General features: G+C 56.3%; 22 protein-coding genes. 17 read left to right on the plus strand and 5 right to left on the minus strand.

All coding sequences use genetic code 11. The features are described from left to right. Positions 1 to 48: 48 nt before the first annotated feature. Positions 49 to 1002 carry an N-acetylmuramic acid 6-phosphate etherase gene (locus tag HKD40_RS12235; RefSeq protein ID WP_349236476.1) on the minus strand — a complete coding sequence of 318 codons (954 nt, stop codon included), beginning with the start codon at positions 1000 to 1002 and terminating at the stop codon, positions 49 to 51. A 72-nt stretch (positions 1003 to 1074) separates the two neighbouring features. Between HKD40_RS12235 and HKD40_RS12240 the strand changes: the two genes are divergently transcribed. From HKD40_RS12240 to HKD40_RS18210, 5 genes are all read left to right on the plus strand, one after another. Beyond that, on the plus strand, positions 1075 to 1836 hold the full coding sequence (locus tag HKD40_RS12240; protein WP_169196060.1) for a GntR family transcriptional regulator: 762 nt from the start codon (positions 1075 to 1077) through the stop codon (positions 1834 to 1836). A gap of 59 nt (positions 1837 to 1895) precedes the next feature. Then, a complete protein-coding gene (gene nagA, locus HKD40_RS12245; protein WP_169196061.1) occupies positions 1896 to 3056 on the plus strand; it encodes an N-acetylglucosamine-6-phosphate deacetylase in 1161 nt (386 codons plus the stop codon). A 379-nt stretch (positions 3057 to 3435) separates the two neighbouring features. Further along, positions 3436 to 4797: a hypothetical protein gene (locus tag HKD40_RS12250; protein ID WP_169196062.1), complete on the plus strand. Its 1362-nt coding sequence runs from the start codon at positions 3436 to 3438 to the stop codon at positions 4795 to 4797. 595 nt (positions 4798 to 5392) lie between these two features. After that, positions 5393 to 6763, plus strand: coding sequence for a hypothetical protein (locus HKD40_RS12255; protein ID WP_169196063.1), 1371 nt, complete (start codon positions 5393 to 5395; stop codon positions 6761 to 6763). A gap of 166 nt (positions 6764 to 6929) precedes the next feature. Then, entirely contained in the window at positions 6930 to 7718 is a 789-nt protein-coding gene (locus HKD40_RS18210; protein WP_169196064.1) for an OmpA family protein, read from the plus strand. Positions 7719 to 7722: 4 nt separating this feature from the next. Here the strand turns inward: HKD40_RS18210 and HKD40_RS12265 are convergent, their stop codons facing one another. Continuing rightward, positions 7723 to 8676, minus strand: coding sequence for an alpha/beta fold hydrolase (locus tag HKD40_RS12265; protein ID WP_349236477.1), 954 nt, complete (start codon positions 8674 to 8676; stop codon positions 7723 to 7725). A gap of 166 nt (positions 8677 to 8842) precedes the next feature. On the opposite strand from HKD40_RS12265, the gene dapA reads away from it, so the two are divergent. Further along, complete coding sequence (gene dapA, locus HKD40_RS12270; protein ID WP_169196066.1) at positions 8843 to 9718, plus strand: 4-hydroxy-tetrahydrodipicolinate synthase; 876 nt, start codon at positions 8843 to 8845, stop codon at positions 9716 to 9718. A 5-nt stretch (positions 9719 to 9723) separates the two neighbouring features. Continuing rightward, complete coding sequence (gene smpB, locus HKD40_RS12275; protein ID WP_169196067.1) at positions 9724 to 10224, plus strand: SsrA-binding protein SmpB; 501 nt, start codon at positions 9724 to 9726, stop codon at positions 10222 to 10224. 30 nt (positions 10225 to 10254) lie between these two features. Here the strand turns inward: smpB and HKD40_RS12280 are convergent, their stop codons facing one another. Then, positions 10255 to 10809, minus strand: coding sequence for an NYN domain-containing protein (locus HKD40_RS12280; protein ID WP_169196068.1), 555 nt, complete (start codon positions 10807 to 10809; stop codon positions 10255 to 10257). A 202-nt stretch (positions 10810 to 11011) separates the two neighbouring features. Between HKD40_RS12280 and rpoZ the strand changes: the two genes are divergently transcribed. The 10 genes from rpoZ to parC all read left to right on the plus strand — a co-directional run bounded on the left by rpoZ (position 11012) and on the right by parC (position 20972). Next, positions 11012 to 11380, plus strand: a complete 369-nt coding sequence (gene rpoZ, locus HKD40_RS12285; RefSeq protein ID WP_169196069.1) for a DNA-directed RNA polymerase subunit omega — start codon at positions 11012 to 11014, stop codon at positions 11378 to 11380. Positions 11381 to 11499: 119 nt separating this feature from the next. Further along, positions 11500 to 13782, plus strand: coding sequence for a bifunctional (p)ppGpp synthetase/guanosine-3',5'-bis(diphosphate) 3'-pyrophosphohydrolase (locus HKD40_RS12290; RefSeq protein WP_169196070.1), 2283 nt, complete (start codon positions 11500 to 11502; stop codon positions 13780 to 13782). Further along, entirely contained in the window at positions 13775 to 14365 is a 591-nt protein-coding gene (pyrE, locus tag HKD40_RS12295; protein ID WP_169196071.1) for an orotate phosphoribosyltransferase, read from the plus strand. Before HKD40_RS12290 ends, pyrE begins: the two co-directional genes overlap by 8 nt. Before the next feature lie 70 nt (positions 14366 to 14435). Continuing rightward, positions 14436 to 14843 (plus strand): holo-ACP synthase, encoded by a 408-nt coding sequence (acpS, locus tag HKD40_RS12300; RefSeq protein WP_169196072.1) that lies wholly within the window; start codon positions 14436 to 14438, stop codon positions 14841 to 14843. Between the two features lie 52 nt (positions 14844 to 14895). After that, a complete protein-coding gene (gene lepB, locus HKD40_RS12305) occupies positions 14896 to 15699 on the plus strand; it encodes a signal peptidase I (RefSeq protein WP_169196073.1) in 804 nt (267 codons plus the stop codon). Beyond that, positions 15699 to 16406: a ribonuclease III gene (gene rnc, locus HKD40_RS12310; protein WP_169196074.1), complete on the plus strand. Its 708-nt coding sequence runs from the start codon at positions 15699 to 15701 to the stop codon at positions 16404 to 16406. The genes lepB and rnc overlap by 1 nt, the downstream gene beginning before the upstream one ends. Further along, positions 16403 to 17326: a GTPase Era gene (gene era, locus HKD40_RS12315; protein ID WP_169196075.1), complete on the plus strand. Its 924-nt coding sequence runs from the start codon at positions 16403 to 16405 to the stop codon at positions 17324 to 17326. Before rnc ends, era begins: the two co-directional genes overlap by 4 nt. A gap of 20 nt (positions 17327 to 17346) precedes the next feature. Continuing rightward, positions 17347 to 18051 carry a DNA repair protein RecO gene (gene recO, locus HKD40_RS12320; protein ID WP_169196076.1) on the plus strand — a complete coding sequence of 235 codons (705 nt, stop codon included), beginning with the start codon at positions 17347 to 17349 and terminating at the stop codon, positions 18049 to 18051. Positions 18052 to 18112: 61 nt separating this feature from the next. Continuing rightward, the gene (locus tag HKD40_RS12325; protein ID WP_169196077.1) at positions 18113 to 18508 is read left to right on the plus strand and encodes a DoxX family protein; all 396 of its coding nucleotides are present in this window, start codon (positions 18113 to 18115) and stop codon (positions 18506 to 18508) included. 166 nt (positions 18509 to 18674) lie between these two features. Then, complete coding sequence (gene parC / locus HKD40_RS12330) at positions 18675 to 20972, plus strand: DNA topoisomerase IV subunit A (RefSeq protein ID WP_169196078.1); 2298 nt, start codon at positions 18675 to 18677, stop codon at positions 20970 to 20972. Here parC and HKD40_RS12335 read toward each other — a convergent pair whose 3' ends face one another. Then, positions 20973 to 22595: a globin-coupled sensor protein gene (locus tag HKD40_RS12335; protein WP_169196079.1), complete on the minus strand. Its 1623-nt coding sequence runs from the start codon at positions 22593 to 22595 to the stop codon at positions 20973 to 20975. Between the two features lie 407 nt (positions 22596 to 23002). Further along, positions 23003 to 24520 (minus strand): hypothetical protein, encoded by a 1518-nt coding sequence (locus HKD40_RS12340; RefSeq protein WP_169196080.1) that lies wholly within the window; start codon positions 24518 to 24520, stop codon positions 23003 to 23005. Positions 24521 to 24524: the final 4 nt, after the last annotated feature.

A 24524-nucleotide genomic window follows, 5' to 3' on the forward strand; every position in this document is an offset into this window, starting at 1 on the left:
AATACATCTACAGCAAGCCGCGCGTCTGTCAATCGTCTTTGCGTGGCACTAGGGGTGTGCGAGAGCGCGTAAGGCCGGCCGGAGTTGACCGGAATGCGTGTTCAGGAGTGTCTCTGCGCTGGCAAGATCTGGCGCACCTGCTGCCAACAGAATGGCTGGTTTGACAGCGAGTTGGGCCCGCTCAAGTGCCGCTTGCGCTTCTGGAAATGAGACGCCTGTGATCTCGGTAATCATGGTCTGAGCGCGCGTGACCAATTTCGCGTTGTCGGCGACAACATTGACCATGTAGCCATCATAGATGTGCCCAAGCCGAAGAGCGGCCAGTGTGGAGATCATGTTGAGCGTGATCTTTTGTGCGGTGCCTGCGCCCATGCGGGTTGAGCCCGCTATAGTTTCCGGCGGCGTGCTGAGAACAATGTTTGCATCACCCAAACTTCCCAGAGGGCTGTCTGAATTGTTGGCGATGGCAATCACCTGCGCGCCATGCGACTTGGCAACCTGCGCCGCGGCAACGGCATAGGGGGTGCTGCCACTGGCGGAAATTGCGATGACGCAATCAGCATCGGTCAAATGGAGAGCTTCCGCTTCCGCTGAGCCCGCGGTGGCATCGTCCTCAGGGCCGCCGCGCAGGTGGCGCAGTATATCCGATCCTCCGGCGAACAAGACGATTATGCGTTCTTGGGGGAAGCCAAATGTGCCCGGCAATTCAAGGGCGTCGGCCAAGGCCATGAGCGCGGAGCTGCCAGCGGCTGCATAAATTAGACGCCCGCCGCTTTGCAGCGTTTTGGCGACAATGGTGGCTGCTGCGTCGATAGAGGGGATCGTGGCTGACACGCACTGTGCTGCCGCAACCTGACCATCAGCGAACAGTGCTAGAATCTCTGCGTTTGAACGAAGGTCTAACGCATTGGCGTTTTTGTTCTTTTGCTCGGTACGGGGTTGGGGCATTGCGGTCTCCAAACGTTTGGTCGAGATAAAAGCGCCAGTTGCGCCGTATCGCAAAAGTCGATGACGAGCTTAGCTGGTATGTGATTGGTATTGATTAGCAGTAAACGCATGGTACAAGATGGTCCCATGAGCACTGCGCCTGAAGGTCTTTTCGGCAATAGTCCTGTTGTCCTGCCTCGCGGGGGGCCACTCTATCTGCAATTGAAACGCTGGATAGAGGGCGTAATTTTGGCGGGTGAAGTCCTCCCGGGTCATGCCCTGCCGTCAGAGCGTGATCTGGCGATCCGCGCCAACGTGTCTCGCGTGACGGTGCGCAAGGCGGTGCAGCAACTGGTCGGAGAAGGCGTTCTCGTACAGCGCCACGGCTCGGGCACATTCGTCGCGCCGCACACTGAACGGGTTGAGCAATCCCTGTCGCAGCTCACCTCGTTTACCGATGATATGGCTCGGCGTGGGATGATCGTGCGGTCGGAATGGTTGGAACGGGGCGTGTTCCTGCCGTCGCCTGAAGAAACCATGTCGCTCGGGCTTTCAGCAGGAGAAAAAGTAGCTCGTATCAATCGCCTCAGGTTACACCAAGATCTGCCGCTGGCTATCGAGCGGGCGAGTGTTTCGGCGGAACTCATTGCCGATCCGAACAAGATCGGCGACTCGCTCTACAAATTTCTCGAAACTCGCGATGCGCGCCCGGTGCGTGCAGTGCAGCGCATCCGCGCGGCCAATATCAGCGAGACTGATGCGGCGCTCCTGCAAGTGCCGATCGGCTCAGCGGGGCTGCAGATCGAGCGGCTTTCCTATCTAAAAACTGGGCGTGTGGTTGAGTTCACGCGCTCGATCTATCGCGGGGATGCCTATGACTTTGTCGCTGAGTTGCGACTGAGCGCATAAGCCGCCCCAATCGACTTATTTCCTGACGAGCTGATGGCTCAAACAAGTGACGTATAAGAATGAGTGATATCCAAGCCTTCACCTGTGATCGCATTTTTGATGGTCATGCCTGGCACGAGAAGGCCGCATTGCTGGTCGAATTTGGTTATGTCGCGGGCATTGTCGACCAGGCAGCTGTCCCGTCGAATGCAGAGGTGACTGACTTGGGTGCAGGCATGGTTGTGCCTGGCTTCATCGACCTTCAAGTCAATGGCGGGGGTGGCATTCTCTTTAATAACGCGCCAACGCTTGAGTCTATCCGCACGATTTGCGCAGCACACCATCAGTTTGGTACGACCGCGCTCATGCCAACGCTGATCACCGATACGGCCCAGGTCAATGAGCAGGCGATTGCTGCTGGTGTTGCAGCGGACGCTGCACGCGTACCCGGTTTTATCGGTCTGCATCTCGAGGGACCGCATTTGGCCGTAGCGCGTAAAGGGACCCATGATCCTGCGCTCATCCGCCCCATGGATAGCGAAGATGAGGAGCGACTGGTCAACGCAGCGCAGACATTGCCGAACCTTATTTGCACCGTTGCGGCTGAAACAGTGCCTCCGGCGCAGATCGAACGGCTCGTTGCGGCTGGGGCTGTCGTGAGTATCGGTCACTCGGACGCGAGCTTCGACATTGCAAAGCAGGCCTTCTCAGCTGGCGCTTCCATGGCGACGCACTTGTTCAATGCCATGAGCCAAATGGGAAGCCGCGAGCCTGGTGTTGTAGGGGCTGTCTTGGACAGCGAAGGCGTTACCGCAGGGCTGATCGCCGACGGTATTCATGCCCATCCAGCTTCGATCGGCGTGGCGCTTCGCTCCAAACGCGGTTCGGGCAAGGTATTTCTTGTTACGGACGCCATGTCGCAAACGGGCACGGATTTGCAGGAAATCATTTTGAATGGTCGCACGATCACCCGTGCAGACGGCGCATTGCGTCTGGCCAATGGAACTTTAGCTGGTGCCGATCTCGATATGATCGATGCGGTGACCTATGTGATCGATGTCGTTGGTGTGGATGCGGAAGAGGTGTTCCGGATGGCCTCGCTCTATGCGGCGCAAGCGCTTGGCATCGATAATGAGCATGGCCATTTGGGCGCTAAGGCCGTCGGCAACTTCGTTCATTTAGATGACCAGAGAGCTGTCCAGTCGACGTGGATTAATGGAAGTTGCGTCTACGCAGCTTAACCAGTTTGGGGCGCGTGCAGGATACCTGCCGCGCCCTCATTGTTTCTAAATCCTGGTTTTCTCGCGCCAATAATAGTGGTGCCGTCATCTACTAAAGTGCCGAGTTAAGGTAAAATTAACCGCCGTTAACAGTTCGTCACTGAGTGTGTGCTGAATCTGCAACAACCTCTCCGCTACGAACCCCACCTCGCACCAAAACCGCTTCTGAACGATTGCGTACGCCTCCGGGTTGCGTAGAGTGGGTCTTGCGAATCCATGCATGGGATCGTTTGTCGGTCGCGACGCGACGACAACACACTGCACCACGAATAGTGTGGTCGCGTTACGACAAACCGCTGGGTAACCGGCACAAAAATATGACTGACTTTGGAGGTCAATAATGAAACTCAAGAGCCTTATCCTCGGTTCCGTTGCTGCTGCTGGTCTCTCGACCGCTGGTTACGCTGCTGATCTCGGCGTTCTCACCTCGCTCGACGTTTGCGACTCGCTCGGCATCTCGGGCCTGACCCTTTCGTCCTCGGACAACTGCCTCCAGATCACCGGCGGCGTATCGTATGAATTCGGTATCGGCCAGTTCCGTAACGAAGGCGTAGTTGCAGAAACTCACGATTCGCGTAAGGTTCCTGTTGCTCTCAACGGTGAACAGTGGGATAGCCGTACTATCTCCTGGATCAAGGCTGTTGGCACTGCAGCTTCGGACTTCGGTCCAGCTTCGGCAACCATCAAGCTGAAGAGCGACCAGCGTTTCCGTACCACTGGTACGCCACGCACCACCACCAACACTGAAAAGGAATTCGTCTTCATCGACGAGGCTTTCGTTCAGGTTGGCGACACCACCACCATCATGGCTGGTAAGAAGGGTTCGATCGCGAACCTCGGTGACGACGCTCCATTCAACTTCCTTGGCCTCTTCAACTCTGCATCGATCGACGGTGCTGGTGTTGGCCTCGACGGTGACTCCGATCTGCTCGGCGGCAACGTAATTCAGGTTGTTTCCGAAGTAGCTGATGGCGTTAAGGTTGGTCTGGGCTTCGAAGCCCTTGGCAACGATGTGAACGTTGCTGGCAAGCGTCCAGGTACTGTAGTTGGCGTTGTTGAATACGCTGGCGAAGGTATCACTGCGCACCTCACTGCAGCTGCATTCGAAGTTCTCAACAGCAACGTTGAATCCTGGATGCTGCATGCTGGCGTTACCAGCCAGTTCGACGCGTTCAAGGTCCGCGCTGCGGTATCGTACCTGAACAAGTCGCTCATCGGCGGCGCTAACTACCTCGGCTACAACCACCTGAACGCCCTGATCTCGGCTGAAGGTAAGTTCGACCTGTTCACCATCGCAGCTTCGGCTGAAGTTCTGAACGTTTCGAACCGCCCAGCTGGTGATTTCACCGACTACGGCTTCGGCGCATCGGCTGGCTTCGCTGTCACCGAAGGTGTTTCGATCAACCTCGGCGCTCGTTACTTCCACGCTGGCGTTGAAAACCTCAACACCACCCAGGTATCGGCACAGCTCGTTGCTGCTCTGACTGAAACCATCAAGGCAACTGCTGAAATCGGCGGTTACTTCGGTGATAAGATCCAGGCTCAGAAGGCTGCTGGCGTATTCAAGAACGACAACGTTATCTATGGTACCGTTGGTCTTGCTTGGGCACCAGGTGGCGGCTTCACCTCCTCGCTCGAAGGTACCGTCAACAGCGAAAACGCTTACAAGGTTACCTTCAAGGCTGCGAAGGAATTCAAGTAATCCTTGGATTAGCTTTGAATTGGGAAAGGCCCGGCTCACGCCGGGCCTTTTCTTTTTACGCTGTTCCTAACTGACCGAGCGTGTAACTCACAAAGGGCCGGATGCGTGGTTATCGGTCCGTGGAGTTTGCTGGCGGTGGTTAGCGTGTTATCGACATCTGCCACGTTCGTGCCGAAGCTTGCCATAATGTGGGGCTATATCCCCGATCGATATCCGGGCTTTGACTTGGTGGTCGACTAAGTGATTTGGGCGAGTGAACGCCCTATCCCGTTTAGTTGGGCGACCGGTCTACGAGCGTCCGCTGGGTAGTTTGAGAATTTCGTTCTGTGTGGGTGAGGGTTTCTGCTCGCATGCGCAACGCCCAAGTGGATCAGTGATCGAACGAATTTCGACATCACAATTCATTTTTTGGACCAATCGTGCGTCATTCCCGTGGTCTGCAAATCATCGTGACCGCTCAAGAATTGTGAACTGTTTCCAACCTTCTGCGTTATGGTTTATGACCCGTTAATGCGTGTGGGCTAAGGCTGGCTGAGCTGTAATCACACTGCCCATTGGGCTGCGGCGTTGCTAGACTTCGTCTTGGGGCAAAACTTTGATAAATCAGCGACTTTTCCTTCTTACCTGTGCTCTGGTTGCGCCGACGTCGTTCGTTGCGGCGCAGGAGTTTGGTGTTGTGCAGGCGCAGGGATTGGGCGTGTTGCAAGAGTTGAACACCTGCGATTACCTCGGCGTGCCCGGCATGACTTTGGCCTCAGATACTCACTGTCTGCAGTTGCGGGGTAGTGTGTCCTATGAGCTGGAGTTGGGGCAGTTTCGGGATGAAGTTGTTATCGCGCGGACGTCTCACGACACTAAATTGCCCGTCGGGCTTTATGGCGTCGATTGGAATACCAAGGTCAAGACTTGGCTGAAGTTGGTCGATGTCTCTGAAACGGATTTTGGCCCCTCTCGTGCGGTCATCCAGATTGGCACCGAGGAAGAGCAAAAGTATTGGGGCAGTGCAGTTGGTTACACTACTGACGGCCCAATGGCGTCGTCGCGCGGCAGCAATGAGCTAAAGATTGACGAGGCTTTTGTTGAGATTGGTGACGCGACCAAGTTGATGATTGGGAAGAAGGGGTCGGTTGCCATATTTGGCAATGACAGGCCGTTTAACTATCTCGGCTTGTTCAATACCTCTTCGTATGAAGGTGGTGGCGTCGGCATTGACAATGACAGCGAGAAGATTGGTGGGCATGTCGTGCATGCAACCTCTCGCTTGAACAATCAGTGGACCATTGCTGGCGGTATTGAGGCGATTGGGTCTGACACTGGCGGCACTGGGGTGGCTTCTATCGCCTATAATCGCGATGGTCTCTCCGGGCATTTAACTGGCCTGTTATTCGACCTCAGCAGTGCGGACCGTTCTTGGATGCTCCATAGCGGTGCGTCCGCATATTTCGATGGTTTTAGCCTCAGATCCGCAGTCGCATACCATGCGAACGCAAAGCATGACGGCATTGATCGCATTGACGCTATGGCCTCCGCCGAAGGGCGCTTTAGAAGTTTGACCTTCGCCGTGTCGTCCGAACTTATTCATGATGGTCCGCTGTTCGGGACGAACTTCATAGACTACGGCTTTGGTGCGTCGGTTGGCTTCCCGCTACATAGGTATGTTTCTGGCAATGTCGGTACGCGCGCTTTTATCGACGGTCGCACGGGCCTAGTGACGGGGCAGGTTGCTGGGCAGGTGAATGCTGTCATGACGGAAGTTTTCTCGGTCGGCGCTGAGGCTGGTGTCTATTTTGGCTCGAAGATCGCTGAACAGAAAGCCGCTGGTGCCTTCCATAATGATGTTGTGGGATACGCTGGCGCCCATGTGAACGTGACGCCAGGTGGCGGCGTCACTGGCCACTTGAAAAGTGAGTTCAACACCGAGGGCGGATATAAGCTAACAGTCCGCGCCGGGAAGGAATTCAAGTAAGCGCTCGATGCTTGAGTGAAGCCTCGGTGACGAAGTCGTGCTTGGTATGTCCCCTCGGCTTTGGTACGTTCAGGTGTTGCGGCGATAATCTGGAATTAAGTTGATGATCAAGGACATGCTCAAGCGAGCGGCCCCTGGTGTTGTTTTTGTTTGTATTGCAGGTTTTGTGAGTACGGTTCACGGGCAAGCGGGCACAGCCACCACTCCATCCGGCGCTGTCGAAACGGCGACGCCAAGCCCTACCACTCTCGTTTCTGCACCGGGCAGTTTCAGTTTCGTGGCCGTCAAAGTGCCTGGCGGTGCCTTGTCGTTTCGCGGGCAGGTGCCGTCGGAGGCGACGTTGCGCTATTTGAGCAATCTGTCTGGCGTCGTTGTTGACCGCTTGGCGGTATCGGGCAATGCACCCGACGATTTTGGCGCGAAGCTTCAGTCTGGCATGCGGTCCCTTATGGAACTTGATCAAGGCCGCTTAGAGTTACGGGATGGTGGCTGGACGTTGACCGGCGAAGTCGGGTCGGATGACGTCGCGCGACGCCTGGGGGCGGAGCTGGGTGGCGACAGTGCCGTTAGCTTAACAGTGACAATGTCACGCGACGAGTGTGTGGCGCGCTTGGCGGAGCTTTCTGCGCACAACGCCATACTTTTTCGGTCAGGTTCGTCGGTGATTGCTGAATCGGCTTCAGCTGAGTTGGACCTCTTTGCCCAAGCTTTGAAGGGATGCGGACACGCAGCCGTAGAGGTTGAGGGCCATACTGACAGCGATGGCGACGATCAGAAAAATCTTATCCTATCAGTGATGCGCGCCGAATCCGTTGTTAAGGCACTTGTGGGACGCGGCATCGCTGAAGAGCGATTTTACGCGATTGGCTACGGTGAGACTGTACCGGTAGCGGTCAACGATACGCAGGCTGGGAAATCGGCGAACCGCCGGATCGTCATTAGGCTGCGCGACTAGAGATTTAGCGGCGCGTGCGAGTCGACGGCGGCTGGGTAATCTGGCTGATGAAGCTGACAATGGTTTCGACCTCTTCAAAGTGTTCAAAAAGGGCAGGGGAGCCTTGCCCCGAAATGGTGAGTGCGGTCGCGTCAGGGCGGCGGCGCACCATTTCCTCGTAGATTTCCCGACGCAGAAGATCCGTCAGTTGCGTGCGGAAAATCAACAGTGGCGCGCATTGAAGGGTGTCAAAAAGCTGCCATTGAGGCACCAGAATATCGTCAAAATCAAATTGGTCGAGGCGTTTGATGAGGCGCTCATCGAATAGCGGGAGGGCCCGACCTTTTTTGCCGGTGCTATGCGTGCGCTTGGCGAGACTATCGAGCGCAATTTCGCTGAGCTCGGGGTAGTCGCCCCCAAGGATGCGGCGGAAGCCGGAACTCACAGCTTGCCCCTGCCACGAGGCAATATGGGCAATATTGCTACGCAAACGCACTAAGCCACGCGAATCGGTTACCGGACCGGCGTCGACCAGAACTGTGCCTGCGATCAGGGTTGGATGACGGGCAGCATAGAGCATGGCGATTTGGCCACCGTGCCCTTGTCCAAAAAATATGGCGCGCCCGATTCCTAAACTGGCCAGAACATCCTCGAGGTCGCGAACGTCATTGAGCGAGTTGTAATCCTCGATCTTCGAACGGTCGTCGGCTCGCCCGCGGCCGGGAAAGTCCACTAATATCAATGGCCAATCAGCCAGCTTGGTCTTTTGGAGAATGTCCAGAAAACCGGAGAAATCCGCCATGTTGCGATGGTAGCCAGCCAGGCAAACTAAAGGTGGCCGTCCGGGTTCGAACTTTCCCCTGATGTGGACTGCTGCGTGGGTCTTTCCATCGTGTAATGGGACGCGTGTGACATCCAGCCCAGCGAAGGCTGGGTGATCGGCGGGCGTGGTTCGGTGGCGTCGCAGCAACATGTCCATGCTTCTTGTTTATCGATCTGCGGACAGGACCCACAAGCACCATTTGCTTGTCTTGTGGCGACGCACCGTTGAAAGTATGGTGCAGCGCATCCTGCGCCGCGCGTGTGCAGGCAAGATTGGAATCACGCCAGCAAAGGGCTGGCGATAATTAGGGAATATCGGCAAAATGCTGCGAGGTTCGATTACGGCACTCATCACTCCCATGCGCGATGGGGTAGTGGATGAGAAAGCCTTCGCTAGCTTTGTCGAATGGCAGATTTCGCAGGGGACGCGCGGTCTGGTGCCGGTTGGCACGACCGGCGAAAGCCCGACGGTTAGCCACGAAGAGCACAACCGCATCATCGACATCTGTATCGAAGTCGCCAACAAGCGCGTACCGGTCTTGGCTGGTGCAGGCTCGAATGCAACGGCCGAGGCTGTGGCTCTGGCTCAGCACGCCGAAAAGTCAGGCGCTGACGCGGTTTTGTCGGTTGTTCCATATTACAACAAGCCGAACCAAGAAGGCCTGTTCCAGCATTTCTCGGCTGTCGCAAAGTCCATCGGTATCCCGGTCATTCTCTACTCGGTGCCGGGCCGTACTGTCGTTGATCTCTCCGTCGACACCATTGCGCGTCTCCACGAAGCGCACAGCAATATCATTGGTGTGAAGGATGCGACGGGTAATCTCGAACGCGCGTCCATCCAGCGCCAGAAGCTGGGCAAAGACTTCATTCTGCTGTCCGGCGACGATAGCACCGCTTTGGGTTTCAATGCACATGGCGGCATGGGCTGTATCTCGGTAACAGCAAACGTTGCTCCAGCTTTGTGCTCGCAAATGCAGGAGTTGTCGCTGGCGGGTGACTTCATTGCGGCGCGCGAAATCAACGATAAGTTGGCTTACCTGCACCGTGATCTCTTCATGGAGCCGAATCCGGCGCCTGCGAAGTATGTCGGTAATCGTCTCAATCTGTGTGCGAATGAAATGCGGCTGCCGCTTGTGCCTGTGAGCCAAGCAACGCAAGACGCAATGGACTTTGCAATGCGCCACGCAGGCCTTATCTAAGGTCTATGGCACAGGCAAAGAACGACAAGAGCAAGAACGGTTGGATCAGCCACGGTCTCGTGGCTGAAAACCGTCGTGCTCGATTTGATTATGAAATCGGCGATACCATTGAGGCCGGTGTGGTTTTAACCGGCACCGAAGTGAAGTCTCTTCGCTTAGGCAAGGCTCAAATCACCGAATCCTACGCCTCTCCAGAGATGGGGGAGCTGTGGCTGATCAACGCGCATATCCCTGAATATCTGCAGGCAAACCGTTTCAACCATCTTGAGCGCCGTCCGCGCAAATTGCTGGTGAGCAAGAAGCAGTTGGCCAAGCTGGACCAGGATGTGGCGCGGGCAGGGCACACGATTGTGCCGCTGAAGTTGTTCTTCAATGACCAAGGTCGCGCCAAGCTGCTGCTGGGCGTTGGCAAGGGTAAGAAGAATTACGACAAGCGCGCGACGGCCCGTGATCGGGATTGGAATCGCGACAAAGCCCGCATCATGAAAGAAGGCGGACGAGGATAAAAAAAGGCCCGGAGCGATCCGGGCTTTTTGTTATTCTTCGTGCGGGCGTGGCGCCTGTGGTGGGCGGCCCACTGTTTTCGCCAAATCAGCCACATCCATAAAGAAGTCGGCCTGACGACGCAGATCGTCCGAGATCATGGGCGTCTGGCTCGATAGGGTCGAGACCACTGTGACGCGTTTCCCGCGGCGCTGAAGTGAAGCCACAAGCGCCGTGAAATCACCGTCGCCGGAGAACAAGATCATGTGATCGTAGAATGGAGCTTGCTCTAGCGCGTCAACGGTGAGCTCGATGTCCATGCTGCCCTTTACTTTGCGGCGGCCGGTAGCATCTGTGAACTCTTTTGCTGGCTTGGTGACGACGGTGTAGCCGTTGTAATCAAGCCAATCGATGAGCGGGCGAATAGAGGAATATTCCTGATCCTCAATTAGAGCCGTGTAATAGTTTGCGCGCAATAGATAAGCTTTGCCGCTGAACTCAGTAAGTAGCTTGCGATAGTCGATGTCGATACCGACAGCTTTTGATGTGGCATAAAGATTTGCACCGTCAATGAAGAGGGCAATCTTCTCACGTGGATCAATAGCCATTATAAACCCCTCAAAGAGTGCCTAGGACTTGCCTGGCGAAATCAATATACTGTGTGGATAACTTAAGTTCGGTATTCGCACGTTTTTGATCGGCGAGCAACGGTGAGATCGCCGCATCTGGTGTTTTCGCTTCCGCTTGTCAAGCAGCCGTCCTTGGTGTATTCCGGCCCTTCATTCCCTTTAATAAAAAGTGGAGACGTTCGTGGCACGCGTCACCGTTGAAGACTGCATTGAAAAGGTCGAGAATCGCTTCGACCTCGTCCTCATGGCCGCTCACCGCGCGCGCATGATTTCCTCAGGCGCACAGATCACCGTTCCTCGCGATAACGACAAGAATCCTGTCGTTGCACTGCGTGAGATTGGCGACGGCATGATCTCGCCAGACGACCTGCACGAGGATCTGATTCACTCGCTGCAGAAGTATGTTGAAGTCGACGAGCCAGAAGATAGCGCTGCTCCGATGATCGAAAGCGCCGGCGACGACGATTCGATCAACTTCGACACCATTTCGGAAGAAGAACTTCTGCGCGGTATCGAAAGCCTTGCTCCGCCGGAGCGTCGCGACGACTGATCCCGCTTGCGGGCTAGCCAGTTCAAGCTATATCTGGAGCGTCCGGTTTTCAAACTGGGCGCTCTTTTCATTTCTAGTGCAGGCGCTAAGCTCTCCTCCCCAGAGCCGCGGCTACTTTCATGATGCGACAGTATGAGCTCGTCGAACGCGTTCAGGCGTATAACCCTGACGTCGACGAGAATTTGTTGAATAAGGCCTACGTCTACGCCATGCAGAAGCATGGTTCGCAAAAGCGCGCGTCTGGCGACCCCTACTTCCATCATCCGCTAGAAGTCGCTGCAATTCTCACAGAGTTGAAGCTGGACGACGCTTCGGTGGCTGTGGGCCTCCTCCACGACACCATTGAAGATACCGACGCGACTCGCGCGGAGATCGATCAACTTTTTGGCGCGGAAATCGCGGCCATTGTTGACGGTTTGACTAAGATTGAGCGCCTCAATCTCGTCTCTCGTGAAGAAGCCCAGGCGGAAAACCTGCGTAAGCTGCTGCTGGCGATTAGCCAGGACGTCCGCGTGTTGCTGGTGAAGCTGGCTGACCGGCTGCACAACATGCGTACGCTCGACTTCATGCGCGAGGACAAGCAGAAGCGCATTGCCCAAGAAACCATGGATATCTACGCGCCTCTCGCGGGGCGTATGGGTATGCAGGATATGCGTAACGAGTTGGAGGATCTCTCGTTCAAGATCCTGCAGCCCGATCATTACGCTGCCATCAAATCCCGCCTCAAGGAACTTGAGGACGAGAACCGCGAGATTATCGCTTCCATTTCCAATGAACTGACCGATCGTCTCGCCGATGCGGGGATCGTGGCGCGGGTAAAGGCGCGGGTGAAGGCCCCGTATTCGATTTTTTCCAAGATCGAACGGAAGTCGATCGCCCTTGAGCAGCTCTCGGACATCATTGGTTTCCGCGTGGTCGTTGGTTCAGTCGAAGAGTGCTATCGGACCATGGGTCTGGTGCACACGACCTGGAAGGTCGTGCCGAACCGGTTCAAGGACTATATCTCGGTCCCGAAGAACAATGATTACCAGTCGATCCACACCACCATTGTTGGGCCGGGGCGACAGCGTGTTGAGCTGCAAATTCGCACCGAAGAGATGGATCGGATCGCTGAGTTCGGTATCGCGGCTCACGCGCTCTATAAGGACGGTGCTTCCGCGAGCCTATCGCGCATTGAAATGGAATCGGCGGCTTACGGTTCTCTGCGCCAGACGATTAGCCATCTGACCTCGGGTATCCCCACCGAAGAATTCCTTGAATACACCAAGCTGGAATTGTTCCAGGATCAGGTGTTCTGCTTTACCCCGCGCGGCCGTCTGATCGCCTTGCCGCGCGGCGCGACCCCAATCGATTTTGCTTATGCACTGCATACCGACATCGGGGATACCTGCGTCGGGGCCAAGATCAACGGGCTTATTCTGCCACTCGTCACTCAGCTCCGGTCGGGCGATGAAGTGGAAATTATGCGCGACCACAATCATCGCCCGCCAAGCAACTGGAGCAGTATTGCTGCGACCGGCAAGGCGCGTGCTGCAATCCGTCGTGCTGTGCGTCAGCAAGCAACCCAGCGTGCCTTGGCGCTTGGCGAGCAAGTGCTGAGCCTGCTGCTCGACCGTGAAGGCGTGATGCTGGAAGACAGCGAAGCGCAGGCACTGGCTGAGGCTTTGAACCAGCCCAATAAGCGTGAATTGCTGATCGCATTGGGCGAAGGCAAAATTGGCTCAGAAGAGCTGGGCACTGCGCTTGAGCAGGTTAAGGGCATCCGCAAGCGTCGCCGGAAGTTGGAGCTTCCTGTGGCTGATACGGCTGATGGCTGGTTTGCGCTGCGCGCCACCGATCATTTCCGCTTCCGCGTTGCGGGTGGGCACCTCGAAGGTTCCGAAGCTTGGCGTGCGCTCAAGCAGCTCGACTTCCACACCGCTGTTGTGGTGTCGGGGGAGGGGGTTGTTCCGGGGGATCGCCTGATTGGCATTCTGCAGCCCGAAAAACCGCTTATGATCTATCCGGCACATTCCGAAGCGCTCATCGCTATGCATGATAGCGATGTGGCCTGGGTTGATGTGCGCTGGAACATTGCCGCGGACGCACCAGATAATCTCTACGCGCTGGTGATTTCGATGGAATCGGTCAACCGCCCGGGTTCTCTGGCGCAGATCTCGACCGCCATCGCGTCATGCGATGCGAACATCAATAACCTTGTCATGCGGATGATTTCGCCTGACTTCCACCAGATGATCTTTGAAATCGAGGTGCGCGACCTTGCGCAGCTCACCGATGTTCTGGCAACGCTCAAGCGTAGCCCTGGCCTCTCTGCCGTCCAGAGGGCTGGCCTGCGTGAAGCGGGAATGATCTCTACGCTAGAATGGGACGGCAAAGTCGACAGGAGTGCGCGTGATGAATAGGGACGAAGTTCTGGATATCTTCCGGGAATGCGGTGCGATGCTGGAAGGACACTTCATTCTGTCCTCAGGCTTGCGCTCGCCGGTTTTCCTGCAGAAGGCCAAGGTCTTCCAATACGCGCATCAGACGGAAAAGCTCTGCAAGGCTCTGGCCGAACGCATCAAGGCTGAAGTGCCGGGCGTGACCAAGGTCGTGTCGCCAGCAATCGGCGGCATTATTCCGGGTTACGAAACCTCGCGTCACCTCAACCTGCCAGCGCTCTATACAGAACGCGTCGACGGCAAGTTCGAACTGCGTCGTGGCTTTGAAATCTCGCCTGATGACAAGGTCATCGTGGTTGAGGATATCGTTTCGACTGGTCTTTCGATCCGTGAGTGCGTGGAAGCGCTGCGCGGCATTGGTGCCAATGTGGTGGCTGCTGCGTGCCTGATTGACCGCTCGGGTGGCGAGGCCGATGTTGGCGTGCCGCTGATCTCGTTGATTGAATTTAAGGTTCCTGCCTATCCTGCGGACAATCTCCCGCCAGAATTGGCCGCTATTCCAGCTGTTAAGCCGGGGTCGCGCGGGATTCAGGGCGTAAAATAACCGAACGACGGAACGCTTGTGGCTCGGGCTTCCTGTTCGGGTCACAGGCGATCACACAAAGGGAAAGAGTATGATCATCGGCCTCGGCTCTGACCTTATCGAGATTCATCGCGTGCAGGCGACGTTGGACCGGCACGGCGAGCGGTTCACCAATCGCGTGTTTACAGACATTGAGCGCGCCAAGTCGGACCGTCGGGCTGAACGGGCGGCTTCTTACGCGAAACGCTTTGCGGCGAAAGAAGCCATGTCAAAAGCCTTGGGAACCGGCATCAGTCGTGGGGTTTATTGGCGCGATATGGGCGTCGTGAACCTGCCGAGTGGCAAGCCCACCATGAAGCTCACCAATGGTGCAGCCAAAGCGCTGGCCCGGATGATGCCAGAGGGGCACGAGCCCCACATTCACATAACCATCACCGACGACGCAGGTTTAGCGCAGGCTTTCGTTATCATTGAAGCTCTCCCGGTCGCTCAAGGTTGACCAGAACAGCGCAAACGCCTAACCCTTCGGCAGCGCCTTATCGGATGAAAACATGAACCAGCTTGCGGACAAGCCCCAAAAAACGCTCAAGCCTAAGTCGGCAAAGAACGAATGGCTCGATACCATCATTGTGGTTGTCGAAGCGCTGGCGATTGCGATCTTCCTGCGGTTCTTCCTCTATCAGCCGTTCTCGATCCCGACCGCTTCGATGCAGCAGACGCTGATGATCGGCGACTACTTCGTCGCTAACAAGTTCGTGTGGGGCTACGGCAAGCACTCGTTCTCGCTTGGCCGCTATGGCAATTTCGCAGCGCTCGATTTCGAATTGCCAATCGGCAATCGTATCCTGGGTCGTGATCCGAACCGTGGCGATGTTGCTGTGTTCCGTCCCGTTCCGCAGAACATGGAATACATCAAGCGTATTGTCGGCATGCCGGGCGACCGTATTCAGGTTAAGGAAGGGCGTCTGTACATCAACGGCACCATGGTTGAGCGCGAAGAGATCGGCAAAGCCATGGATACCGACTCCAATTTCGACACCCGCGAAGTCACGGTTTACCGCGAGACTTTCCCGGAAGGCACGAGCCACATCATTCAGGAAATCAGCGACAATCAGCAGCTCGATAACACGCCTGAGTATGTTGTGCCGGCGAACCACTATTTCATGATGGGTGACAACCGTGACCGCTCGGCCGACAGCCGCGTGCTCAGCCAGGTTGGCTATGTCCCTTCGGTCAACCTTATCGCAAAGGCGGAAGCACGCTTCTTCTCCATCAAGGACAACCTGCCGCCGTGGCAGATTTGGCAGTGGCCTGCCAATGTTCGTTGGGATCGCATGTTCCAGTCCATTCACTAATGACATCACGTATTAAATCGCGGACCGCGCTGCAGGACCGGCTAGGCTATGATTTTGCCGACCCGGACCTGCTCGAGCGGGCCCTTACCCATTCCAGCGCTTTGTCTCCGGCAAAGCGCATTGACCGTTCTTACCAGCGGTTGGAATTTCTCGGCGACCGTGTGCTCGGGCTCGTCGTCGCTGACATGCTTTATCAACGCTATGAAAAGTCAAACGAAGGCGAGTTGAGCCGTACGCTCAACACGCTCGTGCGCAAGGAAACCTGCGCGGACATCGCGCGTCGTCTTGGCTTAGGCAAAGAGATGGTGCTCGGCGACAGCGAAGCGCGCTCCGGCGGCGCTGAAAAGGATGCTATTCTCGGCGACGTGACGGAAGCCATTATCGGGGCGATCTATCTCGATGGCGGTCTCGATCCAGCTGCCCATTTCATCCAGCGCAATTTCGAAGGCGTTCTGGATGGTGGTCAGGCAAACCGTGCAGACGCGAAAACGACCCTGCAAGAATGGGCGCAGGCGCGGGGACTTGAAGTCCCGGCCTATACGCTTGTCGAGCGCACCGGTCCCGACCACGCCCCAGAATTTACGATCGCCGTTGATCTTTCCGGCTTTGAACGCATTTCAGCTACAGGCCCTTCCAAGAAGATCGCCGAGCATCGCGTCGCCGAACAATTCCTGATCCTGCAGAAGGTCTGGAAGGAAACAAAATGACACAGAATATCGAAATGACCGACACCGCTTGCGGCTTTATCGCGCTGGTTGGCGCGCCCAACGCCGGTAAGTCGACCCTATTGAACTCGCTGGTTGGCACGAAGGTGTCCATCGTGACTCACAAGGCGCAAACCACCCGTAGCCAAGTGCGCGGTGTGCTGACGCTTGAACAGACCCAGCTTGTTTTCGTTGACACGCCCGGTGTGTTCCAGCCAAAGCGCCGTCTTGACCGCGCTATGGTCGATAGCGCCTGGGGCGGGGCAGGTGACGCTGACATCGTCGCCTTCATCGTCGACGCAGAGCGCGGCATCACGAGCGACATCGAAGCGCTCATCGAGGGCTTGAAGAACATCAACCACCCAAAGGTGCTGATCCTCAACAAGATCGACCAGGTACAGCGCGAAAAGCTGTTGCACCTCGCGCATGATCTCAACGAGCATCTTCGCTTTGAAGCAACCTTTATGCTGTCCGCGCTCAAGGGCGACGGCGTCAAGGACTTCATCGATTGGGCTGCAAAGCACGTCCCACCGGGCCCATGGCACTTCCCAGAAGATCACCTGACCGATCTGACCATGGCGATCACTGCGGCGGAAGTGACGCGCGAAAAGCTATTCCTGCGCGTCCATGATGAGATCCCATACAACTCCACGGTCGAAACCGAGAGTTTTAAGATCCAGAAGGATGGCTCCTACAAGATCGATCAGGTGATCTACCTGTCGCGTGAGAGCCATAAGAAGATCGTGCTCGGTGCAGGTGGCCAGACCATCAAGGCCATTGGCGCGGACAGCCGTCGTGAACTGATGGACATGTACGAAGTGCCGATCCATCTCTTCCTTTTCGTCAAGGTCCGCGAAAAGTGGGCTGAAGACCCAGAGCGCTATCAGGAAATGGGCCTCGAATTCCCCTCTGATAAGAAGTAGGGCGCTGTCCCGAGTACACGATGGAATGGACCGGTGAAGGCCTGCTGATAGGCGCTAAACGCCAAGGTGAAACCAGCCTCATTGCTGAGGTGATGGTGGCCGGGCGCGGGCGTCAGCTGGGCCTGATCCGGGGAGGGCGGTCGCCCAAACTGGCGGCCGCTTTGCAGCCAGGCAATGTGCTCCAAGTGACGTGGCGTTCGCGGCTTGAAAGTCAGCTTGGCTTTTTCACGGTAGAGCTACTCCATGCTCGTGCTGCAGAGCTGATTGCCGATCGCGATAGGCTCTATCTGGCGCAGACTGTTTTTGAGCATCTCCATCTCCTGCCAGAGCGTGAAGCGGCCGATCGGCTGTTGGGCATGGCCCTGCGTTTGATCGATGCGAAACCCGATGCGATTGCATTGGTGCGGTTTGAGCTCGCGCTGCTGGATGAATTGGGTTTCGGGCTAGATCTCACCCAATGCGGCGCCACTGGGGCTACACACGACCTTACCCACGTTTCTCCTCGAACGGGCAGAGCCGTATGCCGCGAGGCGGCGGAGCCCTATCGTGATAGGCTCCTGAAATTGCCGAGTTTTCTGTTTGAACGTGGGAATGCGTCGCCAGACGACATCCGGGATGCGTTCACATTGACAGAGCATTTTCTCAGGGCCCATTTCTGGTCTACCGGTCAGACCCATGCGCCAGCCACTCGTGCGCCACTCGTTGAAAACCTAACAAAGCATTGATTCACTTGCTGTAAATCTGGCCTTGTTATCCTTGCTCTACAGCTTAGAGCAGGAGGCTCGATTGGTTGGTAAAATCATATACTGGGTCAGCACCGCGATGTTTCTCGCCATTTATCTGGTGAGCACATTTGCCTACATCACTGACACGGCCGGTGCGCAAGCAGGGTATGTTGCGATCGGCTATCCTGCCTATCTCGTGCCGCTGATGATGATTGTGAAGCCGTTAGGCGTTTTGGCCGTTCTGGTTCGTAAGCCTGTCTGGCTCGCGCAGCTTGCTTATGCAGGTTTTTTCTACCACCTCCTCATCGCTGCGAGCGCTCATATTTCCGCGGGCATACCCGGTGTTGAAATCGCGGTAGCCCTCTTTGTTTTGATGCTGTTGTCCTATTTCACGCAGAACGTAGCGCGCGCTGAAAAGGCGGCTTATGTGCCTGATTGGTTTAACCGTTTCGCATAACACGCTGTTCTGACTCTTAGATTGACCGCCGCACGGAGTATTCTCTGGGTGGCGGCAAAAGTGCTCTCGGGTCCGGGAAACTGGGCAAAACGAAAGGTGAGTACATGCGCGAAACGTACTTGCGCTGTATTCTGCTCCCGATTCGTTCTCATGGACTGAAGCACTCATGTCAGATGCAGATACCACCCCGCCGCCGGATGACCTCCGGATCGTCGACCTTAAGCAGGCGCTTGAGGAGAGGTATCTAAGCTACGCCCTCTCCACCATTACGCAACGTGCGTTGCCAGACGCGCGTGACGGGCTCAAGCCTGTGCACCGCCGTATTCTGCACGCAATGCGACTGCTGAAGCTCGATCCGAGCCAGGGCTATAAGAAGTCCGCGCGTGTGGTTGGCGACGTGATCGGTAAGTTCCACCCACACGGCGACTCTTCGATTTATGACGCCTTGGTGCGTTTGGCGCAGGACTTCTCGCTGCGCTATCCGCTGGTCGACGGGCAGGGCAACTTCGGTAATATCGACGGCGATAGCGCTGCGGCGATGCGTTATACGGAAAGCCGTATGACCGAGGTTGCTACGCGTCTGCTCGAAGGCATCACCGAAAACGCCATCGATTTTAAGCCGACCTATGACGGGGAAGACGACGAGCCGATCGTGCTGCCGTCGAACTTCCCGAACCTGCTTGCCAACGGTTCCATGGGTATTGCTGTGGGCATGGCGACGTCTGTCCCGCCCCATAACATTGTTGAGCTGTGTAACGCATCGCTCAAGCTCATCCAGAATCCAAATGCGACGGTTGAAGAACTCATCCAGCAAGATCTGTCCGCGCCGCCAAGCATGGATGACCTTGTGCGCGGGCCGGACTATCCAACCGGTGGCCAACTGGTCGAAAGCCGCTCGGCGATTGTTCATGCCTATGAGACTGGGCGTGGCTCGTTCCGTACGCGCGCCACGTGGGACAAGGAAGACAAGGGACGCGGCGTCTATCAGATCGTCGTCACCCAGATTCCTTACGGCGTACAGAAATCGCGCCTCGTCGAAAAAATTGCTGAACTGCTGTTGGCGAAAAAACTGCCGCTGCTTAAGGACGTGCGCGACGAGAGCGCCGACGACATTCGTCTTATCCTCGAACCGAAGAACGGTCAGGTCGACGCTGTCATTCTGATGGAGCAGCTGTTCAAGCTGACCGAGCTCGAAGTGCGCTTCGGCCTCAACCTCAATGTGCTTGATCGGGGCACAATGCCCCGCGTGATGAGCCTCGCCGATGCACTGCGCGCTTGGCTTGAGCATCGTAAAGAAGTTTTGGTTCGCCGCTCGCAGTTCCGCGTTGACCAGATCACGGCCCGTCTTGAGGTGCTTGATGGTTACATCATCGCCTATCTCAACCTCGACGAAGTGATCCGGATCATTCGTGAGGATGACGATCCCAAAGCCAGTTTGATTGCGACGTTCAAACTGACGGACAATCAGGCCGAAGCTATTCTCAACATGCGCCTGCGCTCTTTGCGCAAGCTCGAAGAGATGGAACTGCGGACTGAGCACTCGAACCTGTCCGAAGAGCGCACCAAGCTTGAGGCATTGCTGGGGTCTGAAAAGCGTCAGTGGGGCGAAATCGCCAAGCAGGTGGAAGCTCTCAAGAAGTCCTATCCCTTGTTCACCAAAGACGGCGTGCCGCATCCGCTGGGCGCTCGGCGCACTATTCTGGGTGTTGCACCGAAAGCCGACCTCGCGGAGATCACTGAAGCCTTTATCGAACGTGAACCGATTACCGTGGTGCTCTCCGAAAAGGGTTGGATCCGTGCGCCAAAGGGGCATAATGCCACTGTGGACGATAAGGCGTTCAAGAGCGGCGACCGCTTGCGGCTGTCGTTCAACTGCGAAACCACCGACAAGCTGCTCATGCTGACCACGGATGGTCGTGTTTACACCATCGTTGCGGACAAATTGCCCGGCGGGCGAGGGCAGGGCGAGCCAGTGCGCCTGTTGGTGGATATGGAAGAGGGTGCCGACATTGTCGCGCTGTTTGTCCATAAGCCGGGCCAGAAGCGTATCATCGCCTCGTCGGCAGGGTATGGTTTCATTGTGTCCGAAGATGACATCATCGCCAACACCCGCAAGGGCAAGCAGGTGCTCAATGTCAGTGCGCCGGAAGAAGCGAAATTGATCGTACCGAGCGACGGCGACCGCGTGGCGATCATCGGGCAAAATCGCAAGCTGCTGGTTTTCCCAATGACACAGCTTGCGCAGATGACGCGCGGCAAGGGCGTTCGGCTCCAGCGCTATAAGGATGGCGGTGTTTCCGACATCAAGACCTTCTTCGCCGCTGACGGCCTCACCTGGCAGGATAGCTCAGGACGGACTTACTCCAAGCCGACCGAGGAGCTGGTGGATTGGGCCGGGGACCGAGCGGCAGCAGGGCGCCAACCCCCAACCGGGTTCCCGAAGAATAACAAGTTTGTTGGCTAATTAGCCCGATCTGAACAAGAGAAAGCCCACCTGACGGTGGGCTTTCTCTTGTTCAGATCGGGCTCTTTTTTGACTCAAAGGTCTTATGTGCTGACCAGCTTCGTGCTTGTTGGGCATGGGGTTAATCATGAACACGTCAACGACCTTATCGAGGCGGTGCGCCTGCTCTTCGGTTTGCTCAATCGCAGCATTTGTTTCCTCGACTAGCGCGGCGTTGTGCTGGGTCATTTCATCCATCTCTCGAATGGAGCGGCTAATTTCCTCAATTGCTGCTGCCTGCACCTGACTCTTTTGGGCAATAACCTCGACGAGTTCGTTGGTTTTGCTGGCAGAAGTTTGCATCGCATCGAACCGATTGGCAGCTTCGGTAACAAGGCGCCCTCCGTTCCGCACTTCCACCCCCGACTGCTCGATCAGGCCTTTCACCTCACTGGAGGCCTGTGCAGTCGACTGCGCTAGGCGCCGGACTTCAACAGCGACGACAGAGAAACCGTTTCCGGCTTCGCCCGCACGCGCTGCCTCGACAGAGGCATTGAGCGCGAGGAGGTTGGTTTGGAATGCAATGTCGTCGATCATGCCGACAATCTTGGCGATCTTTTCGGACGTGTCTGCCAGTTGTTCCATGGCCGTTGTGGCTTCCGACATGGCGAGGCGTCCTTCTTCGGATGTCCTCATGGACAGGTTGGAGGATCCAGCGGCGTCATTGGCGATCTTGGCGTTGTCGAGGACCGCGTCGACAAGCTGGTTCATCCCGGTGGAGGGTCGCTCGATGGTTGCGGCTTGGCGCTGTGTTCGAGCCGAAAGATCGTTTGCACCGGAGAGAAGCTCCGATGTCGCGATTTTAAGCGACGAAGAGGTGTCTCGCAATTGATGGATAATGCCAGAGAGTTTTTCGCCCACAGCGTTGGTGTCCCGCTTAAGCTGAGCCATGCTGGGATCAAGCTCCTGCTCGATCCGCTCCCGTAGGTCACCATCTGCCATTTTTTGAAGGACATTGCCGGTTGCTGTCACAGCATGCAGAACCTTGTCGGCGTTTTCCTTGGAAATGGCGGCGGCGTCTTCGGTCATTTTGTCGAAATAGACGGTCACGGCCTGATCGACGTCGATGAGAATGGCTTTGAAGACCTGAGTGAGGGCGGCGCCGAGCTCAACAACCTTTTGGTTGGTCTCGGCATTGTCATTGCCGGTTTTCCGGCCAAACAGGCCCTTCGCACTCGTTTGTAGATTATCGGCGATAAACTCTTGAATGACCCCGCTTACAAGGTGGTCGACAATCACGCCGTAGCCGCCGATGTACCAGCGGGGCTCTAGGCCGATACGCGCGTGGCGCAGTCCAATACGGCGGGAGGCCTCGACATACTGCTGGTCGAAGCGGCCTGCGGCGATCTTCTTCCAGTGATCAATTTGGCTACTTTCTGCTCGCCGCATTTGTGCATTGTCGGCAAAGAAGCGATTGACCGCTGGAACTGTCGCGATTTTCTCGTAGAACCGCTCGAGGGCCACAGGCAGGTGACGGTCGAGATACCCTTGGATGGTTGCGAGCTCCGCGAGAGCTCTTTCATCTAAACCAATGAAGGTGAGACGTTCTTCCAATTCACTGGCGGAGCTAGCTTGTGCAGCCATTTATGACCCCAGTTGATAACGATACAGAGCCCAAAGAGTGGGAATAATAGTCAGGGTGGTCGCTGGTTAGCTTTAGGTCTGTGCGCGATTAGCGGTCGACGCATATGCGGCAAAACTAACCAGTGTTATTCTTCGCTAGCCGCCCATGCGAAATTGCAGGCCCGCGCAGTGGTTTAATGCGTGAGCTTCAGAATAGTTTCAATTTGATGGAACTTTTTAGCGTGACGCCGCGAGCGTGCCTGTGCCGCCCAGGTTTTGGGAGTGTGCTAGTGCACGATCACCAGTTTTGTGCGAGCTAAACGGTCGATCAACTGCAGTCGCGCATACCGCTGACAACAAGCTCGGCAGTTGACGTCACGGAAGGCCTTACAAAACAGGCGTGTCTCTTTGCGCCCGTTCCTGATGTCCTATGGGGCTAATGCGTAGCACTCGAGGTCGGGTGTTGGGGCAGGTAGCGGGGCCACTCGGTCGTAGCGGGCCAGATGTTCGAGTGCGGGACCTTCGCTATAGGCGCTAATCACTGGCGCGAGGCGTGGATCTTGCTTGAGAAAATCAACAACGGGCCATTGGCCACCGAGCGCGCCAGGGGTGACAAGCAGCACATCCGGCGGATTGCAGAGCAGGTCATTGGCAAGGTCCGATCGGATATCATCAGCAATCGCCTGTAGCTTTGGTGAGAGGTCCTCTCCGCTCCGCAGGGTACTGTTTATCTTCACCAGCATCCAGTGATGGTAGTAGCGAGAGACGTTGATGAGGTCATTCCGTTCGAGAAGGGGCCAGGTTTGAGTGGGGTCAATGAGCACGGTCGCCACTTTTGTGCCGGGCGCTAAGTCGCTAACCAGTGGAGCTGCATACTGTTGGTACGGACGCTCATTCTGAACGAAGGGCGATAAGGCAAATCCGACCATTGCCACCAGTAAGGTGCGCTTGTGCAAAGTGATTGGGCCCTCTCTCCATACGATGTTGAAGAGAACAGCCATCAGCATTGCCGAGGCGACCGGGTCGCCGTGGTAGAGAAAGCCCTTAAACTGGACCAGCATGGAGCCGGTAAAGCCAACACCCATAGCGAGAAATGCTTGGGCAGTTGGCGGTATAGACCCCCGAAAACTCCAGAAATAGAGCGCTACAATCGGCAGCATGAGAGCGGCGCGGCTCAGGAAGACTCTGAGTTTATGGCCACCGAAATCGCCATAGGCTGCCGTGACGGCAGGAATGATGTCGGTGAAATAGGCAGGTGCAAAGATCGCAATGCTGGCGATGTAAACTACAGCGCCGATGGCAAGACATAGGGTTTCGGGGCGGAATGGCTTGAAGCTGCGACTTTTGTAAATCAGCCAAAGTTCAAGCGCGATTGGGACCAAGGCAATGTGAGGCTTGAGTGCGATCATCAGCGCGGCGAAGGAGCCGATGACTAGCGCTAGGGCCCATGAAGCGGCTTTACCCTCTGCGCGCCAAGCAATGAGCAGTACATAGGGCGGGAGGGCGATCAGCGCCATGTGATCGCGTTGCCCAAACTCGATGTAATGCGGGCCAATCATGCAGAACAGCAGCCCGGCGAGGATAAGCGTCTGCCGAGACGGCGACAGGTGGCGCAAGAATATCCAACACAGGGACAGCGACAGAGCGATCTGGAGCATAATGCCCGTGACCATGAGATTGGGCTGGGGCAGGCCTGTGAACGCTGAGAGATAGGCAACCGGCCGCGCCATCCAGAACCAGAGCGGCGGATTGGTCTCGTTGATCCACTCGTAGAGGGGGATGCCAGCGTTCATTTGGCGCGCGATCCACATTTGCCACCAGCTGTCGCTGGAGAACGGCGCAAATTGAACGAAGATGAGGGCAATAAGCCAGAGGCCGGCAGTTATGGTCGCAGGCGATAGGGCGTGGTTGGCGCGGCTGCGCCATTGTGCGGTATCCAACGTCATATTG

The sequence above is a fragment of the Devosia sp. MC1541 genome (assembly GCF_012847305.1).
GTDB lineage: Bacteria > Pseudomonadota > Alphaproteobacteria > Rhizobiales > Devosiaceae > Devosia.